Consider the following 20082-nt stretch of genomic DNA (forward strand, 5'->3'; position numbering starts at 1 on the left):
CTTTCCGTTATGTCTGCTAGCATCATCATATATTTGATATATCGTCCTTTGGACGGCAATCTCCGACCCGACGACCGCGAATGCGGTTCACAGGGAGATCTCGATGATTCACGATCGCAGTGATGGGTATCAGGACATTCGCGACGCGGTGCGTGCGCTTTGCGCCGAATTTCCGGACGAATATCACCGCAGGATCGACGAGGCCCGGGCCTATCCCGAGGAATTCGTCGATGCGCTGACGAAGGCGGGCTGGATGGCGGCGCTGATCCCCGAGGAATACGGCGGCTCGGGACTGGGCCTGACCGAAGCGTCCGTGATCATGGAGGAAATCAACCGGGCGGGCGGCAATTCCGGTGCCTGCCACGGCCAGATGTATAACATGAATACGCTGATCCGGCATGGCTCGGAAGAGCAGCGCCGGAAATACCTGCCCAGGATCGCCTCGGGCGAGTTGCGCCTGCAATCCATGGGCGTGACCGAGCCGACCACCGGCACCGACACCACCCGGATCAAGACCACGGCCGTCAGGAAGGGCGACCGCTACGTCATCAACGGCCAGAAGGTCTGGATCAGCCGGGTGCAGCATTCCGACCTGATGATCCTGCTGGCGCGGACGACGCCGCTGTCCGAGGTGGGGAAAAAGACCGAAGGCATGTCGATCTTCATCGTCGACGTGAAGGAAGCGATGAAATCGGGCATGGAAGTGCGCCCGATCCCCAACATGGTCAATCACGAGACCAACGAGCTGTTCTTCGACAATCTCGAAATCCCCGCGGAGAACCTGATCGGAGAGGAGGGCAGGGGCTTCAAATACATCCTGACCGGCCTGAACGCCGAGCGCACGCTGATCGCCGCCGAATGCATCGGCGACGGCTACTGGTTCACCGACCGCGTGGTGAAATATGTCAGCGAGCGAAACGTGTTCGGCCGCCCCATCGGCCAGAACCAGGGCGTGCAGTTCCCCATCGCCGAGGCCTTCATCGAGGTCGAGGCCGCGAACCTGATGCGCTTTGAAGCCTGCCGCCTTTACGATGCGCATCAGGATTGCGGCGCCCAGGCCAACATGGCGAAATACCTTGCCGCCAAGGCCAGCTGGGAGGCCGCGAATGCCTGCCTGCAATTCCACGGCGGCTTCGGCTTTGCCTGCGAATACGATATCGAGCGCAAGTTCCGCGAGACGCGGCTCTATCAGGTGGCGCCGATCTCGACCAACCTGATCCTGTCCTATGTCGCCGAACACGTCCTCGGCCTGCCAAGGAGCTTCTGATGGCCCGGCTACCTCTGGAAGGGCTGACCGTCGTCGCCATCGAGCAGGCCGTCGCCGCCCCCTTCACCACGTCGCGGCTTGCCGATGCGGGCGCGCGGGTGATCAAGATCGAGCGGCCCGAGGGCGATTTCGCCCGCGGCTACGACGATGTCGCCAAGGGCCAGTCGAGCTATTTCGTCTGGCTGAACCGGGGCAAGCAAGCCGTCACGCTGGACCTGGCCTCGGATGACGGCAAGGCCGAGCTGGCGCGGCTGCTGGACGGCGCCGACGTGCTGATCCAGAACCTCAAGCGCGGGGCGCTGGCCAGGCTCGGGTTTTCCTTCGAGCGCCTGGAGCGCGACTGGCCTCGGCTGATCACCTGTTCGATCACCGGCTACGGCGAGGGCGGCCCGATGGCCGACCGCAAGGCCTATGACCTGCTGATCCAGGCGGAATCCGGTCTTTGCTCGATCACCGGCGGCCCCGGCGACCCGGCGCGGGTCGGCATCTCGCTCGTCGATATCGCCACCGGCGCCACCGCCTATGCCGCGATCCTCGAGGCGCTGATCCGGCGCGGCGTAACCGGCGAGGGTGCCAACATCTCGGTCTCGATGTTCGACGTTATGGCTGACTGGCTGACCGTGCCGCTGCTGAACCACGAAGGCGGCAAGTCGCCCAGGCGCATCGGCATGGCGCATCCCTCGATCGCGCCCTATGGCGTCTTCACCACCAGGGACGGCGTCCAGGTGCTGATCGCGGTGCAAAGCGACCGCGAATGGCGCAACCTGGCCTCGGTGTTCCTGGGCAAGCCGGAGCTGGGCAGCGACCCGAGGTTCGCCACCAATGTCGTCCGCGTGACGAACCGGGCCGCGACCGATGCGGCGGTGGCCGAGGGCTTTGCCCGCAGGACGGCCGTGGACGCGATAGCGGCCCTGCAGGCGGCGGATGTGGCATTCGCCTCGGTGAACGACATGGAAACGCTCTCGCGCCACCCGCATCTGCGCCGCATTACCGTCGACACCCCGAAGGGCCCGGTCAGCTACCCCGCCCCCGCCGCGATTTTCGTCGGCGAAGAACGTGACTACGGCCCGGTGCCGGAGCTGAACAAGCTTGAGGTGACGACATGATCGATATCGATCATCTGCGCCGGTGGATCGGCCGTTCCGAGGAGCAATCGGAGCTGGTCACCGATTCGCTCATTGGCCGCTTCAATGCTACCTTCGATCTGGAGGGCCTGCCCCGGGACGGGGATGCCGCCCCGGTGATGATCCACCTGTGCCTTGCGCCCCCGGCCGCGCCCACGTCGGGGCTTGGCCCGGACGGGCATCCGGCGCGCGGCGGCTTCCTGCCGCCGGTGCCCCTGCCGCGCCGGATGTGGGCCGGCGGCGCGATGCGCTTTCACGACGATATCCGGGTGGCAGAGCGCGTGACCCGCCGCTCGACCATCCGCGACGTGACCGTGAAGGAAGGCAGGACCGGCGTGCTCTGCTTCGTCACCGTGGATCACCGCATCGAAAGCGCCGGCCGCCTGGTCGTCGAGGAGCGGCAGGATATCGTCTATCGCAACGCCGATGCCCCCGGCGGCGCGAAGAGGACGCTCGAGCCTGCCCCGCATGGCGCGCATCGGGCGGTGGTCCAACCCACGGCGCCGCTGCTGTTTCGCTATTCCGCGCTGACCTTCAACGGCCATCGGATCCATTACGACACACCCTATGTCCGCGAGGAAGAGGGCTATCCGGGCCTGATCGTTCACGGGCCGCTTCAGGCGACGCAATTGGTGCAATTCGCCGAGAAGATCAGCGGCCGGCGGCCGGCGCGGTTCGAGTTTCGATCTCTCTCCCCCCTGTTCGACATCGCCGACTATACGCTGAACGCCGTCGAGGACGGAGAGGGGCTGAGGCTGTGGACGTCCTATGCCGATGGGCCGGTCGCGATGGAGGCGCGGGCGACGTGGTGACCGATATCCGCGCCCCTTTGTTCGTGCCCGCGAACCGGCCGGAGCGTTTCGCCAAGGCCGCCGCGTCGGGTGCCGATGCGGTGATCCTGGATCTTGAGGATGCGGTGGCGGTGGAGGCGAAGGACAGGGCGCGCGCGGCGCTGGACACGGGCTTCACCGACCTGCCGGTGATCGTGCGCATCAATGCCTGCGGCACCGAATGGCACGAGGCCGACGTGGCGGCGGTGGCGGCGCTGCGCCCGGCCGGTGTGATCCTGCCCAAGGCCGAGGATGCGGAGATGGTTGCCGGGGTCGCCGCGGCGCTGGACGGGGTGCCGGTGATCGCGCTTGTCGAAACAGCACGCGGCCTTGCCAATGCCCGCGCCATGGCGGCGGCTGGCGTCGCGCGGCTGGCCTTCGGTTCGGTCGATTTCTGTGCCGACCTTGCCTGCGCCCATCTGCGCGAGGTGCTGCTGCCGGTGCGGTCCGAACTGGTGTTGGCCTCGCGTCTGGCAGGTATTGCCGCTCCCATCGACGGGGTGACGGTGCAACTGGATGACCCGTCGATCTGCCATGACGACGCCGCCCATGCCCGTGCGCTCGGGATGACAGGCAAGCTCTGTATCCACCCCAGGCAGATCACCGAGGTTCGCCGGGCTTTTGTCCCGACCGAAAAGGAAATCGACTGGGCCCGGCGTGTGATCGCCTCGGGCGATGGCGCGGCCTCGGTCGATGGCGCGATGGTGGACGAGCCGGTGCGCATCCGCGCCCGCGCCATCCTGGCCGATGCCGGCTCAGGGGCCGGCCGATCCTGAACTGCTCCTGCTCTGCGGCAGACGGGTCACCATGGGATCCGGGGCGATTTCCGGCGTGATCCGGGTCCGGTCCCTGCCGATCGGGGGATGGGGCTTTGCGCGATTCGAGAAAATTCTTGTCGTCCGGGGCGGGTTCCGGGAAAGCGGAATCCATTCTCGGCGGGTCTGGAATGACAGGCACACCAAATATTCACGATCAACCAAATCGAGATTGAACTCGCGCCGGGCAGAACGAAAAATCCCCGCAGAACTCTGCAAGGGATGTCCAGTTTTGCCACGGATCATGACCAGGATCGCCGCCGTCGCAGCCTCTGTCCTGCTGCTCGCCTCGCCTGTGACGGCGCAGGAGGTGCCGCCGGGCACGAAGCTTGTCGTCGCCGATCAGAGCGAGCTTTTCGCCAACCTGCTGAAGGCCAGCGGTGCGGCCGGTGAAATCACCTTCGGCCTTGAGTTGCCGAATTTCGCCGGGGGGCCGGCCATTCTGGAGGCGATGCGTGCCGGAGCGCTGGATCTGGCCTATGTCGGGGATACGCCGCCCATTCAGGCCCGCGCCTCGGGCACGCTGCTGCCGATCGTGGCGACGGTCGACCGCGAACGCTCGGAATACTGGCTGACCGCGCGGCCGGGGCTGGAGATCGGGAAGCTTTCGGACCTGAGGGGCAAGCGGGTCAGCTATATCGAAGGGTCGGGGCGTCAGGCCTATCTGATCGAGGCGCTGAACCGTGCGGGTTTGACGCTGAAGGACATCCAGCCCGTGCCGCTGCGCGTCGCCGACCTGCCGGACGCGATTCGCACGAATGCCGTGGACGTGGCGGTGCTTCAGGAGCCGCATGTTACCCGGCTGGAAAAGCAGATCGGCGCAAGCCGTGTCGCCGATCCCGAGGAGCGCAAGCTGCTGCCCGGGACATGGTATTTCTATGCCCGCCCCGAGGCGCTCGACGATCCGGCAAAGGCCGCCGCCATCGGCGAGTTCATCAAGGCGGCGATCCATTCCGTCAACTGGATGAATGAAAACCGCGAGGACTGGGGCAAGGCCTACTACACCGACTATCAGCGGCTTGCGCCCGAAGATACCGCGGCCGTCCTGGCCGCGCAGGCGCCCGCGCGTTTCCAGACCTCGACCGAGGCCGTCGCCCATCACCAGAAGCTGGTGGACCTGCTTTACGAAGCCGGCGAGTTGCCCGAGCGCTTCGATGCCGCGGGCTCGTTCGTCGCATCCTATGACGACCTGATTGCCGCAGAGCGCTGACGCAGCGGAAAGGCCCGGCCATGAACGACATGACGCGCAGCCACGGCGGGACGCTCCTCGACCCCGCGCCCGGCAGGACCGGGAAAACCACCACCTCCAATCGCCTGGCGCCGGGAAAGCTGCCGCGCGGATTGCAACTGGCCGGGCCCGTCCTGCTGGTCGTCCTGTGGGAGGCGGCGGCGCGGCTGGGCTATCTTTCGCCGCATACGCTCGCCGCGCCCTCGACCGCCATCGCGACGGGGTTCGAGATGTTCGCCGACGGCACCCTGTTGCCGCATCTGGCGGCATCGGCAGGGCGGGCCTATGCGGGGCTGTTCCTTGGCGTTCTGGCGGGGGTCGTGCTGGCCCTTGCCTCGGGGCTGACCATGACCGGCGAGGCCCTGATCGACGGGCTGGTCCAGATCAAGCGGGCCATTCCCACCCTGGCGCTGATCCCGCTGGTGATCCTGTGGCTGGGGATCGGCGAGGCGATGAAGATCTTCATCATCTTCACCGCCGTGCTGGTGCCGGTCTATGTCAACACCCATGCGGCACTGCGCGGCATCGATATCGGCCATGTCGAGCTGGCACGAACCCTGGGCCTGACCCGGTCCGAGTTCATCCGCAACGTCGCGCTGCCGGGCGCGCTGCCGGGCTTTTTCGTCTCGCTGCGTCTGGCGGTCACCCTGTGCTGGACCTCGCTCGTGGTGCTGGAACTGATCAACACCCAGACGGGCATCGGCTATCTGATGAACCGTGCCCGCGACTGGGGCCAGACCGACATCATCGTCGTGGGCATCTTGATCTATGCCGTCCTCGGCCTGCTTTCCGACGCGGCGGTGCGCATGGTCGAGGCCCGCGCGCTGAGCTATCGCAGGTCTATCGGCTCATGACCCTGCATCGCGCCATCAGCCCGGCCGTTGCCGTCCGCCGCCTGTCGCGCGCCTTCGGGGACAGGCCCGTGCTGCACGACATCACGTTGAACATCCCCAGCGGCCAGTTCGTGGCGCTGCTGGGCGAATCCGGCTCGGGCAAGACCACGCTGCTCCGGGCGCTTGCGGGGCTGGATGACGATGCCCGGCAGTCGGGCGGCTACAGCGTGCCCAAGAACGTCTCGGTCCTGTTTCAGGACGCGCGCCTGTTGCCGTGGCTCAGCGTCATCGACAACCTGACGCTTGGCCTCAGGCGACAGGATGCGGTGCAGGCCGCGCAGTCCATGCTGGACAGCGTCGGCATCGGCGACAAGGCGCGGGCCTATCCGGCCACGCTGTCCGGGGGGCAGAAACAGCGCGCGGCCCTTGCCCGCTCGCTTCTGCGCAACCCCGATCTGCTGCTGGCGGATGAACCCTTCGGGGCGCTGGACGCGCTGACGCGGCTGAAGATGCACGACCTGCTGCTGCGGCTGGTCGAACGCAGCCGCCCGACCATCGTCCTCGTGACCCATGACGTGGACGAGGCGGTGCTGCTGGCCGACCGCATCCTGGTGCTGCGCGACGGCGTCATCGCCGAGGATCACCGCGTGACCGTGCCGCATCCGCGGCGCCCCAGCCATCCCGATTTCGAGGATCTGCGCCGCCGGCTGCTGCGCAGCCTGGGGGTCGAAACCGAACATATCTGACAGGAGGCCGCCATGACGCGCCAGCTTCATCTCAACCTGTTCCTCATGCCGCGCGGACATCACGAAAGCGCCTGGCGTCACCCGGGTTCAGCGCCCGAAAGCCTGACCGACCTGCAGCTTTATGCCAAAGCCGCGCAGATTGCCGAAAGCGCCGGTTTCGACGCCGTCTTCCTGGCGGATGCGCTGGTCGCGCCGACGACGGGCGGGCTGGTGGCCTCGGGCCATCTGGAGCCGATCATCCTGCTGTCGGCATTGGCGGCGCTGACCCGCCGCATCGGGCTGATCGGCACCGCCTCGACCACCTACAGCCTGCCCTATACGCTGGCGCGCCAGTTCGCGACGCTCGATCATCTGTCGCAGGGCCGCGCGGGCTGGAACATCGTCACATCATGGGCGCCGCAGGCCGGGCAGAACTATGGCCGCACCACCGATGCGGGTCATGCCGAACGCTACGCGATGGCGCAGGATTTCATGCAGGCGGTGGATGCGCTGTGGCGAAGCTGGCCAGCCGCAGCCGTGATCGACGACCGGGCTGGCGGCATCTATGCCGATCACGACCTGATCCGTCCCGTCGATCATCGCGGACCCTATCACGCCACGCTGGGCCCGCTCAATGTCCCGGCCGGGCCGCAGGGTCGCCCGGTCTATGTGCAGGCGGGCCAGTCCGAGGACGGGCGTGCCTTTGCCGCTGAATGGGCCGAGGTGATCTTTACCGCCCATCTGGCCAAGAACACCGCGCAGGCTTTCTATGGTGATCTGAAATCCCGCGTGGTGGCCAAGGGACGCCGCGCCGAGGATGTGGTGATCCTGCCGGGCATAAGCGCCGCCATCGGCTCGACCCAGGCCGAGGCGGACCGGGTGCTCCAGGAACTGGACGCGCTGACCAGCCCCGAACTGGGGCTTGCCCGCCTGTCGGCCCGTTTCGGCGGATACGACTTTACCTCGGTGCCGCTGGACCGGGTGCTGCGCGCCTCCGATTTTCCCGATCCGGCGGCGGTGGAGGCGTCGAAAAGCCGCGCCATGGGGATTGCCGACCTGGCCCTGCGCGAAGGCCTGACCATGCGGAAGCTGTTGCAGCGCCTGGCCGGGGCGCGCGGGCATCTGACGGTCGCGGGTCCGCCAGAAAAGATCGCCGACGTGATCGAGGACTGGTTCGTCTCCGGTGCGGCGGACGGGTTCAACGTCATGCCGCCGATCATCTATGAACAACTGGAGCTGTTTGCGGAGCAGGTCGTGCCGCTGTTGCAGAAAAGGGGGCTGTTCCGCACCCGTTACACGGGCCGGACGCTGCGCGAGCATTTCGGGCTTGGCCCGGTCGGGCATTCCGAACCCCTTGCCCGGTCCGCATGAGGGCCGATGCCGTCTGCGCCGTTCCCCATCCTGAAGCGCCCGGGGGCGCGGGTCTTGTCGCGCCCTGGATCGTCGGCTCTTCGCACCGATGCCGGCTGTTTTGATCCCTATCAAAGCGCATCGCATCCGAATGTGCCTAGCATGGTCTGGCAATCAGACCGAGGATGAAATGACCCGTCTTTTCATGATGCTGCTGTCTATCAGTTTGACGACGTTTGCCGGGATCGGCGTGATCGTGGTTCTGGCAATGGGGTTGTACGATCTGCGAGCCATTCTTCTGGCTGCCGCAGCGGGCGCGATCATGGCCCTGCCCATCACTTGGTATGTCGCCCGAAGGCTCAAGGACGGCATGGCCTGACGCGCCAGGCGTCTGGCGGCTGGCGCGGGAAGCGCCGGTCGGTTTGCCCTAAGGGTGACCGGCGCGGATGCCATCGGGTTTCGGCGCGCCTGCAAAAACCAGTTGCGCACCAATCCTCGACGTCGCATCCGAGAGCCGGGCGACGGGTCAGGTATGCCCCCTGACTCGCGGCTGGGTCCAGGCCGCGACCAAGGTGTCGCGAGCGGTTTCGGTGCGCGGGAAGCCGCGTCGCTCAGACTTGGACGCAGCCGCAAAAGGGGATTCTAAATCCCCTTTTGTTCCAGTCGATATCGGCTGGTTTCGTTGATAAGGTGGGGCATGTACCGCAATAATTTCAATTCGATCAGGTTGATTGCGTCTCGTTTGCGCCGGGAATGCCGGGGATCCGCATTCCTCGCCGCCTGCCAATCGCCCGGAGGCCGGGCATGAGCGGAGCCCTGTCCAGCCTGCGCGTCGTCGAGATCGCCGGCATCGGCCCGACGCCGTTTTCGGCCATGTGGCTTGCCGATCACGGTGCGCAGGTGGTCCGCATCGCCCGGCCCGGCTCGCCGCAGATCTTTCCGCTCAAGCGCGATGTGCTCGATCGCGGCCGCGACTGGTTGGAACTGGACCTGAAATCGCCCGAAGGCCGCGCGATCGCGCGCGACCTGATCCTGCGCGCCGATGCCGTGATCGAGGGCATGCGTCCCGGCGTGATGGAGCGGCTGGGCCTTGGTCCCGGCGACTTTCCGGAAAACCCGCGGCTGGTCTATGGCCGCATGACCGGCTGGGGGCAAACCGGCCCGCTGGCGCATTCGGCCGGCCATGACCTGACCTATCTGGCGATCACCGGCGCGCTTTCCGCCATCGGCCCCGCCGACCACCCGGTTCCGCCGCTGAACCTGGTCGGCGATTTCGCCGCCGGCTCGATGTATCTGGTCGCGGGGATGCTGGCAGCGATCCTGCGGGCGCGCGAGACCGGCCGGGGGCAGGTCGTGGATGCCGCGATCACCGACGGGGTGGCGCATCTGATGGCGATGATCTCGGGGCTGCGCGTCAACGGGCTCTGGCGCGACGAGCGGCAGGCGAACCTGCTGGACGGCGGCGCGCCCTATTACAGCTGCTACCGCTGCGCCTGCGGCGGCTTTCTGGCCATCGGTGCCATCGAGCCGCAGTTCTGGGCCGATCTGGTCCGGCGGCTGGACCTCTCCGAGGCCGATCTGCCCGACCGTGCCGATCCGGCGAACTGGGCGGCGCTGCGCGAGATCCTGGCCGCGCGCATCGCCACCCGCAGCCGCGACGACTGGGCGGCCGCGCTGGAGGGGACGGATGCCTGCGCCGCGCCGGTGCTCTCCATCGACGAGGCGCCTGGGCATCCGCATAACCGCGCGCGAGGCACCTATGTCGAGCGCGATCCGCGCCCGGCACCGCTTCTGTCGCGCGATCCCGGCAGCTTGCGCGAGGGGCGGCGGATCACGGTCGAGGCGGCGCGCGATCTGTGGCGCTGAGGCGCCATTCCGGTTGACTTGCCCGCCCGAATCCGCGATATACCCGCGACCGGCCGGGCCTATGTCCGTTGCCGGCATCTTATTTTGAACCTCACCCGGGCAAAGGGTGCGCTGTCCGAAGGCGGGGCCTTGCGTCCCCGAACATCCGCGAAGCGGGGGCCGAAGGACGCGGCAGAGCAAGGAAAGACGGAATGTTCGCAGTTCTCAAGACGGGCGGCAAGCAATACCGGGTTCAGGCCGGTGACGTGCTGCGCGTCGAAAAGCTGAACGCCGAAGCAGGCGACAAGGTCCAGTTCAACGACGTGCTGATGATCGGCTCGGCCGTCGGCGCGCCGCTGGTCGCAGGCGCGGCCGTGCAGGCCGAAGTCATCGACACCATCAAGGCCGACAAGGTCATCACCTATGTCAAGCGTCGCCGGAAGCACTCCTCGCAGCGCACCCGGGGCCACCGCCAGCAGTTGACGCTGGTCCGCATCACGGACCTGCTTGAAAAAGGTGGCGACAAGTCCGGCGTGAAGCCTGCCGTCGGCGCCCGCACCAAGATCGAGCCGGCCGCCAAACCGGCGAAAGCCAAGAAGTCGGAAGCCGAAACCTCGGCCGAAGACGCCAACTGAGGCAGAAGGAGACTGAGCCATGGCACATAAGAAAGCAGGCGGTTCGTCCCGCAACGGCCGCGATTCGGCCGGTCGTCGTCTCGGCGTGAAACTCTATGGCGGCCAGCTGGCCGTCGCCGGCAATATCATCGTGCGTCAGCGCGGCACCACCTGGTGGCCGGGCCAGAACGTCGGCATGGGCCGCGACCATACCCTGTTCGCCCTGACCGACGGCCATGTGACCTTCAAGAAGGGCCTCAAGGGCCGCACCTACATTTCCGTGCTTCCTGCCAATCTCGAGGCTGCCGAGTAAGCCGATTTCAACACTCGGGTGCTATAAAAAAGGGGATCGGCAAGGCCGGTCCCCTTCGTGTTTTCGGTAAGCGCACCCATATGATTGCGAGTAATTGGGGGAGAATAGCGACATGAACGAATTGATTTCCTCGGACGCACGGCAGATCGAGATCGTGACCGAGCGCTTCGTCCTGCGCCCGCTTCGGGCATCGGATGCCGGGCTCATCGCGCATTACACCGCCGATCGACGCGTGGCCGAGGGAACCCGTTCGATCCCGCACCCCTTGCCGCCCGGTGCATCCGAAGCCTATGTCCGCCGCGCCATGTCGGATGACCGGGACGAGGATGTCTGGGCCATCGACGGCTCGGCCAACAAGCTTGCCGAGGTCCTGGGCGTGGTCTCGCTGACGCGGATCGACAAGGAACAGTCCGAACTCGGCTTCTGGATCGGGGCTGGGTTCTGGAACACCGGTTTCGCGACCGAGGCGGTCTCGGCCCTGGTCGAAGCCAATCCGCACGGTTCGCGCACGCTGTTCGCCGAGGCGTTCCAGGACAATCCCGGCTCGGCCCGGGTGCTCACCAATTGCGGCTTCGAATATCTCGGCGATGCGGAAAGCTGGTCGGTGGCGCGTGAGGCCCGCGTGCCAACCTGGACCTATCTGCGCAAGATGGCCTGACTGGTCCGCGATTGCCGGCACTCCGAAAGGCTCGCATGGTTACCATGCGAGCCTTTTTCGTGGCCGCAGCGATGTCGTGCCTTGTCACCGGGCAAGGATGGCGCGCATCGCGGCCTTGCTTCAATGGCCCGATGATCTGTTGGCGAGTGGTGCTGCGTCCCTGTCGCCATGAGTATTTCAGGAACGAAGAAGATCATCGCACTACGGCGGTCTTCTTCGTTCTCCAAATACTCATATCGCAACCATGCCACCGAATGCAGCGCTGGCAGTCCATGGCGCTGCCGGGCCACGACCGCCCAGCGTCAGCGGCGCAGCGTGATGGCATTGCCGGCGCTGGTGATCACCACCTCGCGCAGATCCGCCAGGGCGGCGTTGGGAATGGTCAGCGCGACCGTCACCGTATCGCTGGCGGGGTGCGGCGGATTGGCGGCGGCGAAGGTGTCGGGCAGCGGCGGCTTGCCGACCAGGCGCAGGCGCAGCACGCCGTTTGCGTCTGGGCGGATCCGTCCCCTCGGCATGGGCACCTCGGTCACCAGTGCGACATCCCACCAGCCCTTGCTGCGGGCAAGCCCGGTCACGACCAGCATTCGCCCTTCGTAGAGCGGCTCCCATTTCGCGCCTGTGACCTGGGTCAGCGGCAGGCGTCCATCCTGGACCGTGGTCGGATAGCCGCCCTGCGGCTCCAGCGTCTGCTGCTGCGCCGGCGCGCCGCCGAACCAGCGGAACGGGTTCCAGCTGCTGTCCCCCATGCGACCGCAGCCGGCCAACACAAGCATCGCACAGGCAAGAGTGCCCAAGGTTCCTGACCGCATGAAGCCTGCCCCCGTTTTCCCAAGTCTTTGCCGCAGTGATAGGACAAGTCGGGCGGGCGCGAAAGCCTCTTTGACCTTGCGGCCCCATCGCGCTATGCCAAGTTCGCCCGCCGCAAGAGGAAGCCCCGATGGCCACGCCCGCCTTTGAAGACATCGCCGAGACCTTCGATTTCCTGGAGGATTGGGAGGAGCGTTACCGCCATGTCATCGAGCTGGGCAAGGCGATGCCGCCGATGGACCCGTCCCTGCAGGTGCCCGCCACCAAGGTCGAGGGCTGTGCCAGCCAGGTCTGGATCATGCCCCGGATCGAGAGCGGGCACTTCGACTTCCAGGGCGACAGCGACGCGCTGATCGTGCGGGGGCTGATCGCCATCCTGCATGCGCTTTATTCCGGCGTGCCGGTCCGCGAGGTCGCGGCGATCGATGCCAGCGCCGAGCTTGGCCGGCTGGGGCTGGAGGAACATCTTTCGGCGCAACGCTCGAACGGCTTGCGAGCCATGGTCGAGCGCATCCGCCTGCTGGCTGCGGCGGCCTGAACCTCGGCCGGGATCAGCCGCCGCGCCGGTGCGAGATCCAGCCGCCGCCCAACACGCGGCTGCCTTCGGTGGCATAGAACACGCAGGCCTGGCCGGGGCTGACGCCTTCCTCCGGGTCCAGCAGCTCGATCTCGGCCCGGTGCTTGCCGGTCACGCGCAGGATGGCAGGGCGCGGCGGGTGGGTCGAGCGGATACGGGCGGTGACGGCGATCTCGTCCTCGAAGGGCTCGTCGCCCAGCCAGTTGACCTCGGTCACCGGCACGATCTTCGTCGCCAGCGCCTGCTTGGGGCCGACGACGACGCGCCGGGTATCGGGCTCCAGCCGCACGACATAGAGCGGATCGCCCAGGCCGCCGATGCCAAGGCCGCGGCGCTGGCCGATGGTGTAATGGATCACGCCGCGATGGCTGCCCAGCACATTGCCGTCCATGTCCACGATCTCGCCCGGATCGGCGGCGCCGGGGCGCAGCTTCTCGATCACGCTGGCATAATCGCCGTTCGGCACGAAGCAGATATCCTGGCTGTCGGGCTTGTCGGCGACCGCAAGCCCGTATTGCGCCGCCAGCGCCCGGGTTTCGGCCTTGCTGGCCAGCCCCCCCAGCGGGAAACGCAGGAAATCCAGCTGCTCCTGCGTGGTCGAGAACAGGAAATAGCTTTGGTCCCGGGCCGGGTCGGCGGCCATGTGCAACTCGGCGCCCTTCGGACCCATGAGGCGGCGGATGTAATGCCCGGTCGCCATGCAATCGGCATCGAGCTCGCGCGCGGTCTGCAACAGGTCGCGGAACTTCACCCGCTCGTTGCAGCGGATGCAGGGCACCGGGGTGGCGCCGGCCAGATAGGCGTCTGCGAATTCCTCGATCACCGATTCGCGGAACTTGTTCTCGTAATCCAGGACGTAATGCGGGAAACCGATGCGTTCGGCCACGCGGCGCGCGTCGTGGATGTCCTGCCCGGCGCAGCATGCCCCCTTTTTTGCCAGCGCCGCACCGTGGTCGTAAAGCTGCAAGGTCACGCCGATCACGTCGTAGCCCTGCGCGGCCAGCATCGCGGCGACGACCGAGCTGTCCACGCCCCCCGACATCGCGACGACCACGCGCGTCTGCGCCGGCGGCTTGGGAAAGCCCAGCGAATTGACGGTCGAAGCTGGCGCGGCATGGCGCAGAGAAAGGCTTGGCGCTGTCATGGATCGTCCTTATCGCGGGCGCGCGCTGCTTTGGCCCCGCAGTTCATGACATTTATAGGTAAAATCCAGCCATTCTCAAGGGCAGGGGGCGGAAAACGCTGCGCGACTTCACCTCGGATTAAGAACTTCCCGACATAAGGAGGCAGGAAGAACAGGGACTTGCCGATGTTTTTGAAGAAAACCCCCGGTCCGCGCATCGTGACCCTGCCCGATGGCAGCATCCTGACCCGGGCCGACCTGCCCGAACCGCAGACGCGCTGGGTGGCCAGCCGCAAGGCCGCGGTCGTCGATGCCGTGCATCATGGCCTTCTGGCCCGGGACGAGGCGATTCGCCGCTATGGCCTGACCGAGGAGGAGTTCGACGCCTGGGCCAGCGCCTTTCGCCGGCATGGCCGCAATGCGCTGAAAATCACGCAGCTGCAAAAATTCAGACAACCTAAGATTGAGACAAATTTGATAAATAAACCGGTAACGTGATATTAACCTTTTGCGGAATAGTTTTGCCGGTAGCCTGGTTAGCAAGAGGAAATGATATGAGAATCCTTCTGGTCGAGGACGATCCGACCACGGCGCGCAGCATCGAACTGATGCTGACGAATGCGAGTTATAATGTTTATCGCACCGATATGGGCGAGGAAGGCATCGACCTTGCCAAGCTCTACGACTACGACCTGATCCTGCTGGACCTGGACCTGCCCGACATGCACGGGATGGAGGTCTTGCGCCAGATCCGTATGTCGCGCATCGATACGCCGATCCTGATCCTGACCGGCTCGGACGATACCGAAAGCAAGCTGCGCGGTTTCGGCTTCGGTGCCGACGACTACATGACCAAGCCCTTCAACCGCGATGAGCTGGTCGCCCGCATCCAGGCCATCATCCGGCGTTCCAAGGGTCACAGCCAGTCGGTGATCCGGACCGGCGAGATGGTGGTGAACCTGGACGCGCGTTCGGTCGAGGTGGGCGGACGCGCGGTCAACCTGACCGGCAAGGAATACCAGATCCTGGAACTCCTCAGCCTGCGCAAGGGCACGACGCTGACCAAGGAGATGTTCCTGAACCATCTTTATGGCGGCATGGACGAGCCCGAACTGAAGATCATCGACGTCTTCGTCTGCAAGCTGCGCAAGAAACTGGCGGCGGCGATGAATGGTGAAAGCCATATCGAGACGGTCTGGGGCAGGGGCTATGTCCTGCGCGATCCCGCCTCCGAGGTGCAGAACGCCGAACGCATGGCCTTGCGCGCCTGACCGGACCCAGGGGGCTAGTCCAAGGATGACCGGCCAGGCGGGGCCGGAGGAAGGGCGATGGGAAAGGGGGCCGGGCGCTGGACAACCCGGCCTTTGCCCCGGTATCACCTGCTGCGCAGATCACGGCCCACAGGGCCGGCAGAAGGCGGAGGGCAGATGGCCGGAGATGACGAGGATCGGGCGGTTCCGGCAGCAGAGGGGGCGCCGCCGCCGATGGCCTTGCCGCCCGTCTCCAGTCTGGACGCCAAGGCGGCCGAGGCCGAGCACGCCCGGCTGAGCGAGGAGGTGGCGCAGGCGAACCTGGCCTATTACCAGGAAGATGCGCCCTTCATCAGCGATGCGGAATACGACGCCAGCAAGCGCCGGCTCGAGGAGATCGAGGCGCGGTTTCCCGACCTCGCCCATTCCGGCAGCCCGACGGCGCAGGTCGGCGCCGCGCCCGACACGCGCTTTGCCAAGGTGCCGCATCGCCTGCCGATGCTGTCGCTGGAAAACGGCTTTTCCCAGGGCGATGTCGAAGCCTTCGTTCAGCGGGTGCGCTCATTCCTGAACCTCGCATCCGGTGCGCCGCTGGAGGTCACGGCCGAGCCGAAGATCGACGGGCTGTCGCTGTCCTTGCGCTATGAAGGCGGGCGGCTGGTCCAGGCCGCGACCCGGGGCGACGGCGCGGTGGGCGAGAACGTGACCGCCAATGCCCGCACCATCGCCGATATTCCCGGGCAACTTTCCGGCGACGGCTATCCCGAGGTGCTGGAGATTCGCGGCGAATGCTACATGTCGCACGAGGATTTCGAAAAGCTGAACCAATCCGAGACCGGCCGCGTCTTCGCCAATCCGCGCAACGCGGCGGCGGGTTCCCTGCGCCAGCTCGACCCGTCGGTGACGGCGGCGCGGCCGCTGCGCTTCTTCGCTTATGCCTGGGGCGAGGTCAGCGCGTCCTTCGCCGGCACGCAGATGGAGGCGGTGCGGCGGATGCAGGCATTCGGCTTCCGGACCAATCCGTTGACGCGGATCTGCGCCTCGGTGTCCGAGATGCTGTCGGCATGGGCCGAGATCGAGCAGATGCGCGCCACGCTGGGCTATGACATCGACGGCGTCGTCTACAAGGTCAACGACCTGGCCTATCAGGCGCGGCTGGGCATGCGCTCGACCACGCCGCGATGGGCGCTTGCGCATAAATTCCCGGCCGAGCGCGCCTGGACCCGGCTGGAAGCCATCGATATCCAGGTCGGCCGCACCGGCGCGCTGAGCCCGGTGGCGCGGCTGCATCCGGTGACGGTGGGTGGCGTCGTCGTCTCGAACGCCACCTTGCACAACGAGGATTATATCGCCGGCCGCGGCGCCGATGGCAGCGAGATCCGCGGCGGCAAGGACATCCGCATCGGCGACTGGGTCGAGGTCTATCGCGCCGGCGACGTGATCCCCAAGGTTGCCGATGTCGACCTGGCCAAGCGCCCCTCCGAAGCCGAGCCCTATGCCTTCCCGACCACCTGCCCGGAATGCGGCTCTCCCGCCATTCGGGAAGAGGGCGATTCGGTCCGCCGCTGCACCGGCGGGCTGATCTGCCCGGCGCAGGCGGTCGAGAAGCTGCGCCATTTCGTCTCGCGCGCCGCCTTCGACATCGAGGGGCTGGGCGCCAAGCTGGTCGAGGAACTGTTCCGCGACGGCTGGATCGCCGAACCCGCCGACATCTTCACCTTGCAGGACCGTTACGGCCCCGGCCAACTGACGCAGTTGAAGAACCGCGAGGGCTGGGGCGAGAAAAGTGCCGCAAGCCTGTTCCAGGCCATCGAGAAGCGCCGAGAGATCCCGCTGGCGCGGCTGCTTTTCGCGCTTGGCATCCGCCATGTCGGCGAGGTTGCCGCCCAGGATCTTGCCCGCCATTACGGCAGCTGGGAGGCGCTGGAGATCGCGCTCGACACCGCTCGCCCGGCGGCGCTGGCGCATCGGGTTGCCGAGGATGCCGCGCTGGCCGAGCGCGAGGCCGCCCGGGCCGAGGGGCGCCGTGCCCGTCCCTCGGAGGCCCGCGCCGCAGCCTTGGCGCAGGTCGATCTGTCGCCCGAGGCCACCGCTGCCTGGACGGGCCTGATCGCCGCCGACGGCATCGGCCCGGTGCTGGCCATGTCGCTGTCGGACGCCTTTGCCAATGAGCGCGAGCGGGCGGCGATCGACCGGCTGGTGTCCTTTCTGACCGTGCTGCCGCCCGAAGCGCGCGCCACCGACAGCGCCATTGCCGGCAAGACGCTGGTCTTTACCGGCACGCTGGAAAAGATGACCCGGGCCGAGGCCAAGGCACGGGCCGAGGCGCTTGGCGCCCATGTCGCGGGCTCGGTCTCGGCCAAGACCGATCTGCTGATCGCCGGGCCGGGGGCCGGGTCGAAGGCGAAGAAGGCTGCCGAACTCGGCATCAAGGTCATCGACGAGGACGAATGGCTGGCGATCGCCCAGGGGTGACGCCGGGCCGCCCGCCGGCGCTGTTCCCGCTGTTCGCGGGCGTCGAGACGCTGCCGGGCGTCGGCCCGCGCGCGGCCGAAGCCTTTGCCCAGATGGGCGTGATGCGGCTGCGCGACCTGGTCCTGACCTTGCCGCATTCCGGCATCCGCCGCCGCCGCATCGCCCGGCTGGCCGAGGCCGATCCGCCCGAAATCGTCACCGTGACGATCACCGTCCAGCGTCACAGCCCGCCCACCGCCAAGGGCCGGCCCTGGCGCGTGCATTGCTCGGATGGCAGCGCCGATCTGCTGCTGGTCTTCTTCCATCCGCGCAAGGACTGGATCGAAAGCCAGTTGCCTGCGGGCGCGCGGCGGCTGGTTTCCGGCAAGATCGAGCTTTTCGACGGCATGGCGCAGATGGTGCATCCCGACCATATCGGCGCCGAGGGCTCCGACCCGCCGCCGGATTTCGAGCCGGTCTATCCGCTCTCGGGCCGGCTGACGCAGGGCGTGGTGCAAAAGGCGGTGCAGGCGGCAATGACGCGGCTGCCGCAGGCGGCGGAGTGGATCGACCCCGCGCTTGTCGCGCGCGAGGGCTGGCCGGACTGGCAGACGGCGCTGGTTCGTGCCCATGCGCCCGAGGGGCCGGCGGGTCTGTCGCCGACCGATCCGGCGCGCGCCCGGCTGGCCTATGACGAGCTTTTCGCGCATCAGATGACGCTGGCGCTGTTGCGTCGCGACCGGCGACGGCAGGCGGGGCTGGCCACGCAGGGCGACGGACATCTGCGCGAAAAGGTGCTGGCAGGGTTGCCCTGGCCGCCGACCGGGGCGCAGCGCCGCGCGGTCGACGAGATCGCCGCCGACATGGCCTCCCCGCGGCGGATGAACCGATTGCTGCAAGGCGATGTCGGCGCCGGCAAGACGCTGGTCGCCTTTCTCGCGCTGCTGGTCGCGGTCGAGGCGGGGGGGCAGGGCGTGCTGATGGCCCCGACCGAGATCCTCGCCCGCCAGCATTTCCGTGCGCTGGAACCGCTGGCGCGGCTTGCCGGCATCCGGCTGGAGGCACTGACGGGCCGCGACAAGGGCGATGCCCGCGCCAATATCCTGACCGACCTGGCCGAGGGGCGGATCGACATCCTGGTCGGTACCCATGCGGTGATCCAGAAATCGGTCGAGTTCCACGACCTGCGACTGGCCATCGTGGACGAGCAGCACCGTTTCGGCGTCAACCAGCGCATGGAACTGGGCACCAAGGGGGGGCATCAGCCGCCCGACATGCTGGTGATGACGGCGACGCCGATCCCGCGCTCGCTGGCTTTGGCGCAATTCGGCGACATGGACCTGTCGGTGCTGGATGAAAAGCCCGCCGGGCGGCAACCCATCCGCACCACGGTGATCTCGGACGCGCGAATGGGCGAGGTGGTGGATCATCTGGCCCGCGCGCTGGACGGCGGGGCGCGGGCCTACTGGGTCTGCCCGCTGGTCGAGGAAAGCGAGGCCGTCGACCTGACCGCCGCCGAGGCGCGTTTCCAGGAACTGCGGGCGCGATTCGGCGATCAGGTGCGGCTTGTCCACGGCCAGATGCCCGCCGACGAGCGCGACGCGGCCATGGCGGATTTCGCCGCAGGCCGCGCCGGCATCCTGGTCGCGACCACGGTGATCGAGGTCGGCGTGGACGTGCCCGAGGCGACGATCATGGTGATCGAGCGGGCGGAAAGCTTCGGGCTGGCGCAATTGCACCAGTTGCGCGGCAGGGTCGGTCGCGGCTCGGGCGCGTCGAGCTGCCTGCTGATGTATCACGAGCCGCTGTCGGAAACCGGACGGCGGCGGCTGACGATCCTGCGCGAGACCGAGGACGGTTTCCGTATCGCCGAGGAAGACCTGGCGATGCGCGGCGCGGGCGACGTGATCGGCACGGCGCAATCGGGCCTGCCGCGATTCCGCATCGCCGACCTGGAACGCCAGGCCGGGCTGATGGCGCTGGCACGCAAGGATGCGCAAAGCTTCCTGGAGCGCGACCCGGCCATGGAGAGCGAGCGCGGTCAGGCCGTGCGGCTGCTCTTGTGGCTGATGGAGCAGGACCGCGCCATCCGGCTGATCACCGCCGGATAGATGTTCGTACGATGTTCTTAAAAAGTTCTTTACTTTGTTCGCGAGTCGTGAGAACAAATCATAAACAACCCGTGGAGAGACCTCATGACCCGCGAATCCCTCTCTGACCTGCTTGGCACCGTCGCGATTTCGGTGACCGCGATCATCCTGTTTTC

General features: G+C 66.9%; 20 protein-coding genes. 18 read left to right on the forward strand and 2 right to left on the reverse strand.

Features of this window, described 5'->3' with window-relative positions; translation table 11 throughout:
• Nucleotides 1-103: 103 nt before the first annotated feature.
• The 13 genes from QPR87_RS04415 (at nt 104) to QPR87_RS04475 (ending at nt 11602) form a co-directional block, all read left to right on the forward strand.
• Nucleotides 104-1267 carry an acyl-CoA dehydrogenase family protein gene (locus QPR87_RS04415; RefSeq protein WP_074988165.1) on the forward strand — a complete coding sequence of 388 codons (1164 nt, stop codon included), beginning with the start codon at nt 104-106 and terminating at the stop codon, nt 1265-1267.
• Nucleotides 1267-2373 (forward strand): CaiB/BaiF CoA transferase family protein, encoded by a 1107-nt coding sequence (locus QPR87_RS04420; protein WP_285048536.1) that lies wholly within the window; start codon nt 1267-1269, stop codon nt 2371-2373. Before QPR87_RS04415 ends, QPR87_RS04420 begins: the two co-directional genes overlap by 1 nt.
• Complete coding sequence (locus QPR87_RS04425; RefSeq protein ID WP_285048537.1) at nt 2370-3203, forward strand: HTD2 family dehydratase; 834 nt, start codon at nt 2370-2372, stop codon at nt 3201-3203. The genes QPR87_RS04420 and QPR87_RS04425 overlap by 4 nt, the downstream gene beginning before the upstream one ends.
• A complete protein-coding gene (locus QPR87_RS04430) occupies nt 3197-3997 on the forward strand; it encodes an HpcH/HpaI aldolase/citrate lyase family protein (RefSeq protein WP_285048538.1) in 801 nt (266 codons plus the stop codon). Before QPR87_RS04425 ends, QPR87_RS04430 begins: the two co-directional genes overlap by 7 nt.
• Nucleotides 3998-4280: 283 nt before the next feature.
• A complete protein-coding gene (locus QPR87_RS04435; RefSeq protein ID WP_128493069.1) occupies nt 4281-5246 on the forward strand; it encodes a PhnD/SsuA/transferrin family substrate-binding protein in 966 nt (321 codons plus the stop codon).
• 20 nt (nt 5247-5266) lie between these two features.
• Entirely contained in the window at nt 5267-6118 is an 852-nt protein-coding gene (locus QPR87_RS04440) for an ABC transporter permease (protein ID WP_011750342.1), read from the forward strand.
• The gene (locus QPR87_RS04445) at nt 6115-6843 is read left to right on the forward strand and encodes an ABC transporter ATP-binding protein (protein ID WP_285048541.1); all 729 of its coding nucleotides are present in this window, start codon (nt 6115-6117) and stop codon (nt 6841-6843) included. Before QPR87_RS04440 ends, QPR87_RS04445 begins: the two co-directional genes overlap by 4 nt.
• A gap of 12 nt (nt 6844-6855) precedes the next feature.
• Nucleotides 6856-8193 carry an LLM class flavin-dependent oxidoreductase gene (locus QPR87_RS04450; RefSeq protein ID WP_285048542.1) on the forward strand — a complete coding sequence of 446 codons (1338 nt, stop codon included), beginning with the start codon at nt 6856-6858 and terminating at the stop codon, nt 8191-8193.
• 169 nt (nt 8194-8362) lie between these two features.
• Entirely contained in the window at nt 8363-8551 is a 189-nt protein-coding gene (locus QPR87_RS04455; protein WP_011750339.1) for a hypothetical protein, read from the forward strand.
• A gap of 425 nt (nt 8552-8976) precedes the next feature.
• Complete coding sequence (locus QPR87_RS04460; protein ID WP_285048544.1) at nt 8977-10038, forward strand: CaiB/BaiF CoA transferase family protein; 1062 nt, start codon at nt 8977-8979, stop codon at nt 10036-10038.
• A gap of 191 nt (nt 10039-10229) precedes the next feature.
• A complete protein-coding gene (gene rplU, locus QPR87_RS04465) occupies nt 10230-10652 on the forward strand; it encodes a 50S ribosomal protein L21 (protein WP_350310441.1) in 423 nt (140 codons plus the stop codon).
• Nucleotides 10653-10671: 19 nt separating this feature from the next.
• Complete coding sequence (rpmA, locus tag QPR87_RS04470; RefSeq protein ID WP_011750336.1) at nt 10672-10944, forward strand: 50S ribosomal protein L27; 273 nt, start codon at nt 10672-10674, stop codon at nt 10942-10944.
• A gap of 112 nt (nt 10945-11056) precedes the next feature.
• Complete coding sequence (locus tag QPR87_RS04475) at nt 11057-11602, forward strand: GNAT family N-acetyltransferase (protein ID WP_285048546.1); 546 nt, start codon at nt 11057-11059, stop codon at nt 11600-11602.
• Nucleotides 11603-11904: 302 nt separating this feature from the next.
• On the opposite strand, the gene QPR87_RS04480 is transcribed toward QPR87_RS04475, so the two are convergent.
• Nucleotides 11905-12351, reverse strand: coding sequence for a hypothetical protein (locus QPR87_RS04480; protein ID WP_285048547.1), 447 nt, complete (start codon nt 12349-12351; stop codon nt 11905-11907).
• Nucleotides 12352-12542: 191 nt separating this feature from the next.
• On the opposite strand from QPR87_RS04480, the gene QPR87_RS04485 reads away from it, so the two are divergent.
• Nucleotides 12543-12950, forward strand: coding sequence for a SufE family protein (locus QPR87_RS04485; RefSeq protein ID WP_011750333.1), 408 nt, complete (start codon nt 12543-12545; stop codon nt 12948-12950).
• A 13-nt stretch (nt 12951-12963) separates the two neighbouring features.
• On the opposite strand, the gene mnmA is transcribed toward QPR87_RS04485, so the two are convergent.
• Nucleotides 12964-14133, reverse strand: a complete 1170-nt coding sequence (gene mnmA / locus QPR87_RS04490; RefSeq protein WP_285048548.1) for a tRNA 2-thiouridine(34) synthase MnmA — start codon at nt 14131-14133, stop codon at nt 12964-12966.
• A 165-nt stretch (nt 14134-14298) separates the two neighbouring features.
• Between mnmA and sciP the strand changes: the two genes are divergently transcribed.
• From sciP to recG, 4 genes are all read left to right on the forward strand, one after another.
• A complete protein-coding gene (gene sciP, locus QPR87_RS04495) occupies nt 14299-14610 on the forward strand; it encodes a CtrA inhibitor SciP (RefSeq protein WP_285048550.1) in 312 nt (103 codons plus the stop codon).
• Nucleotides 14611-14666: 56 nt separating this feature from the next.
• The gene (gene ctrA, locus QPR87_RS04500) at nt 14667-15383 is read left to right on the forward strand and encodes a response regulator transcription factor CtrA (RefSeq protein WP_104491026.1); all 717 of its coding nucleotides are present in this window, start codon (nt 14667-14669) and stop codon (nt 15381-15383) included.
• Nucleotides 15384-15539: 156 nt separating this feature from the next.
• Nucleotides 15540-17837 carry an NAD-dependent DNA ligase LigA gene (ligA, locus tag QPR87_RS04505; protein WP_285048552.1) on the forward strand — a complete coding sequence of 766 codons (2298 nt, stop codon included), beginning with the start codon at nt 15540-15542 and terminating at the stop codon, nt 17835-17837.
• Nucleotides 17813-19927 (forward strand): ATP-dependent DNA helicase RecG, encoded by a 2115-nt coding sequence (gene recG, locus QPR87_RS04510; protein ID WP_285048553.1) that lies wholly within the window; start codon nt 17813-17815, stop codon nt 19925-19927. The genes ligA and recG overlap by 25 nt, the downstream gene beginning before the upstream one ends.
• Nucleotides 19928-20082 lie beyond the last annotated feature (155 nt).

It is taken from the genome of Paracoccus sp. SSJ (assembly GCF_030234105.1).
GTDB lineage: Bacteria > Pseudomonadota > Alphaproteobacteria > Rhodobacterales > Rhodobacteraceae > Paracoccus > Paracoccus denitrificans.

Bases quoted from the DNA above. Each gene is read 5' to 3' on its own strand.
- QPR87_RS04480 (WP_285048547.1), bottom strand. From the start codon at position 12,351: ATGGGGGACAGCAGCTGGAACCCGTTCCGCTGGTTCGGCGGCGCGCCG.
- QPR87_RS04440 (WP_011750342.1), top strand. From the start codon at position 5,267: ATGAACGACATGACGCGCAGCCACGGCGGGACGCTCCTCGACCCCGCG.
- QPR87_RS04450 (WP_285048542.1), top strand. From the start codon at position 6,856: ATGACGCGCCAGCTTCATCTCAACCTGTTCCTCATGCCGCGCGGACAT.
- sciP (WP_285048550.1), top strand. From the start codon at position 14,299: ATGTTTTTGAAGAAAACCCCCGGTCCGCGCATCGTGACCCTGCCCGAT.
- rplU (WP_350310441.1), top strand. From the start codon at position 10,230: ATGTTCGCAGTTCTCAAGACGGGCGGCAAGCAATACCGGGTTCAGGCC.
- ligA (WP_285048552.1), top strand. From the start codon at position 15,540: ATGGCCGGAGATGACGAGGATCGGGCGGTTCCGGCAGCAGAGGGGGCG.
- QPR87_RS04485 (WP_011750333.1), top strand. From the start codon at position 12,543: ATGGCCACGCCCGCCTTTGAAGACATCGCCGAGACCTTCGATTTCCTG.
- rpmA (WP_011750336.1), top strand. From the start codon at position 10,672: ATGGCACATAAGAAAGCAGGCGGTTCGTCCCGCAACGGCCGCGATTCG.
- mnmA (WP_285048548.1), bottom strand. From the start codon at position 14,133: ATGACAGCGCCAAGCCTTTCTCTGCGCCATGCCGCGCCAGCTTCGACC.
- QPR87_RS04455 (WP_011750339.1), top strand. From the start codon at position 8,363: ATGACCCGTCTTTTCATGATGCTGCTGTCTATCAGTTTGACGACGTTT.
- QPR87_RS04420 (WP_285048536.1), top strand. From the start codon at position 1,267: ATGGCCCGGCTACCTCTGGAAGGGCTGACCGTCGTCGCCATCGAGCAG.
- ctrA (WP_104491026.1), top strand. From the start codon at position 14,667: ATGAGAATCCTTCTGGTCGAGGACGATCCGACCACGGCGCGCAGCATC.
- QPR87_RS04435 (WP_128493069.1), top strand. From the start codon at position 4,281: ATGACCAGGATCGCCGCCGTCGCAGCCTCTGTCCTGCTGCTCGCCTCG.
- QPR87_RS04460 (WP_285048544.1), top strand. From the start codon at position 8,977: ATGAGCGGAGCCCTGTCCAGCCTGCGCGTCGTCGAGATCGCCGGCATC.
- QPR87_RS04415 (WP_074988165.1), top strand. From the start codon at position 104: ATGATTCACGATCGCAGTGATGGGTATCAGGACATTCGCGACGCGGTG.
- QPR87_RS04475 (WP_285048546.1), top strand. From the start codon at position 11,057: ATGAACGAATTGATTTCCTCGGACGCACGGCAGATCGAGATCGTGACC.
- QPR87_RS04425 (WP_285048537.1), top strand. From the start codon at position 2,370: ATGATCGATATCGATCATCTGCGCCGGTGGATCGGCCGTTCCGAGGAG.
- recG (WP_285048553.1), top strand. From the start codon at position 17,813: ATGGCTGGCGATCGCCCAGGGGTGACGCCGGGCCGCCCGCCGGCGCTG.
- QPR87_RS04445 (WP_285048541.1), top strand. From the start codon at position 6,115: ATGACCCTGCATCGCGCCATCAGCCCGGCCGTTGCCGTCCGCCGCCTG.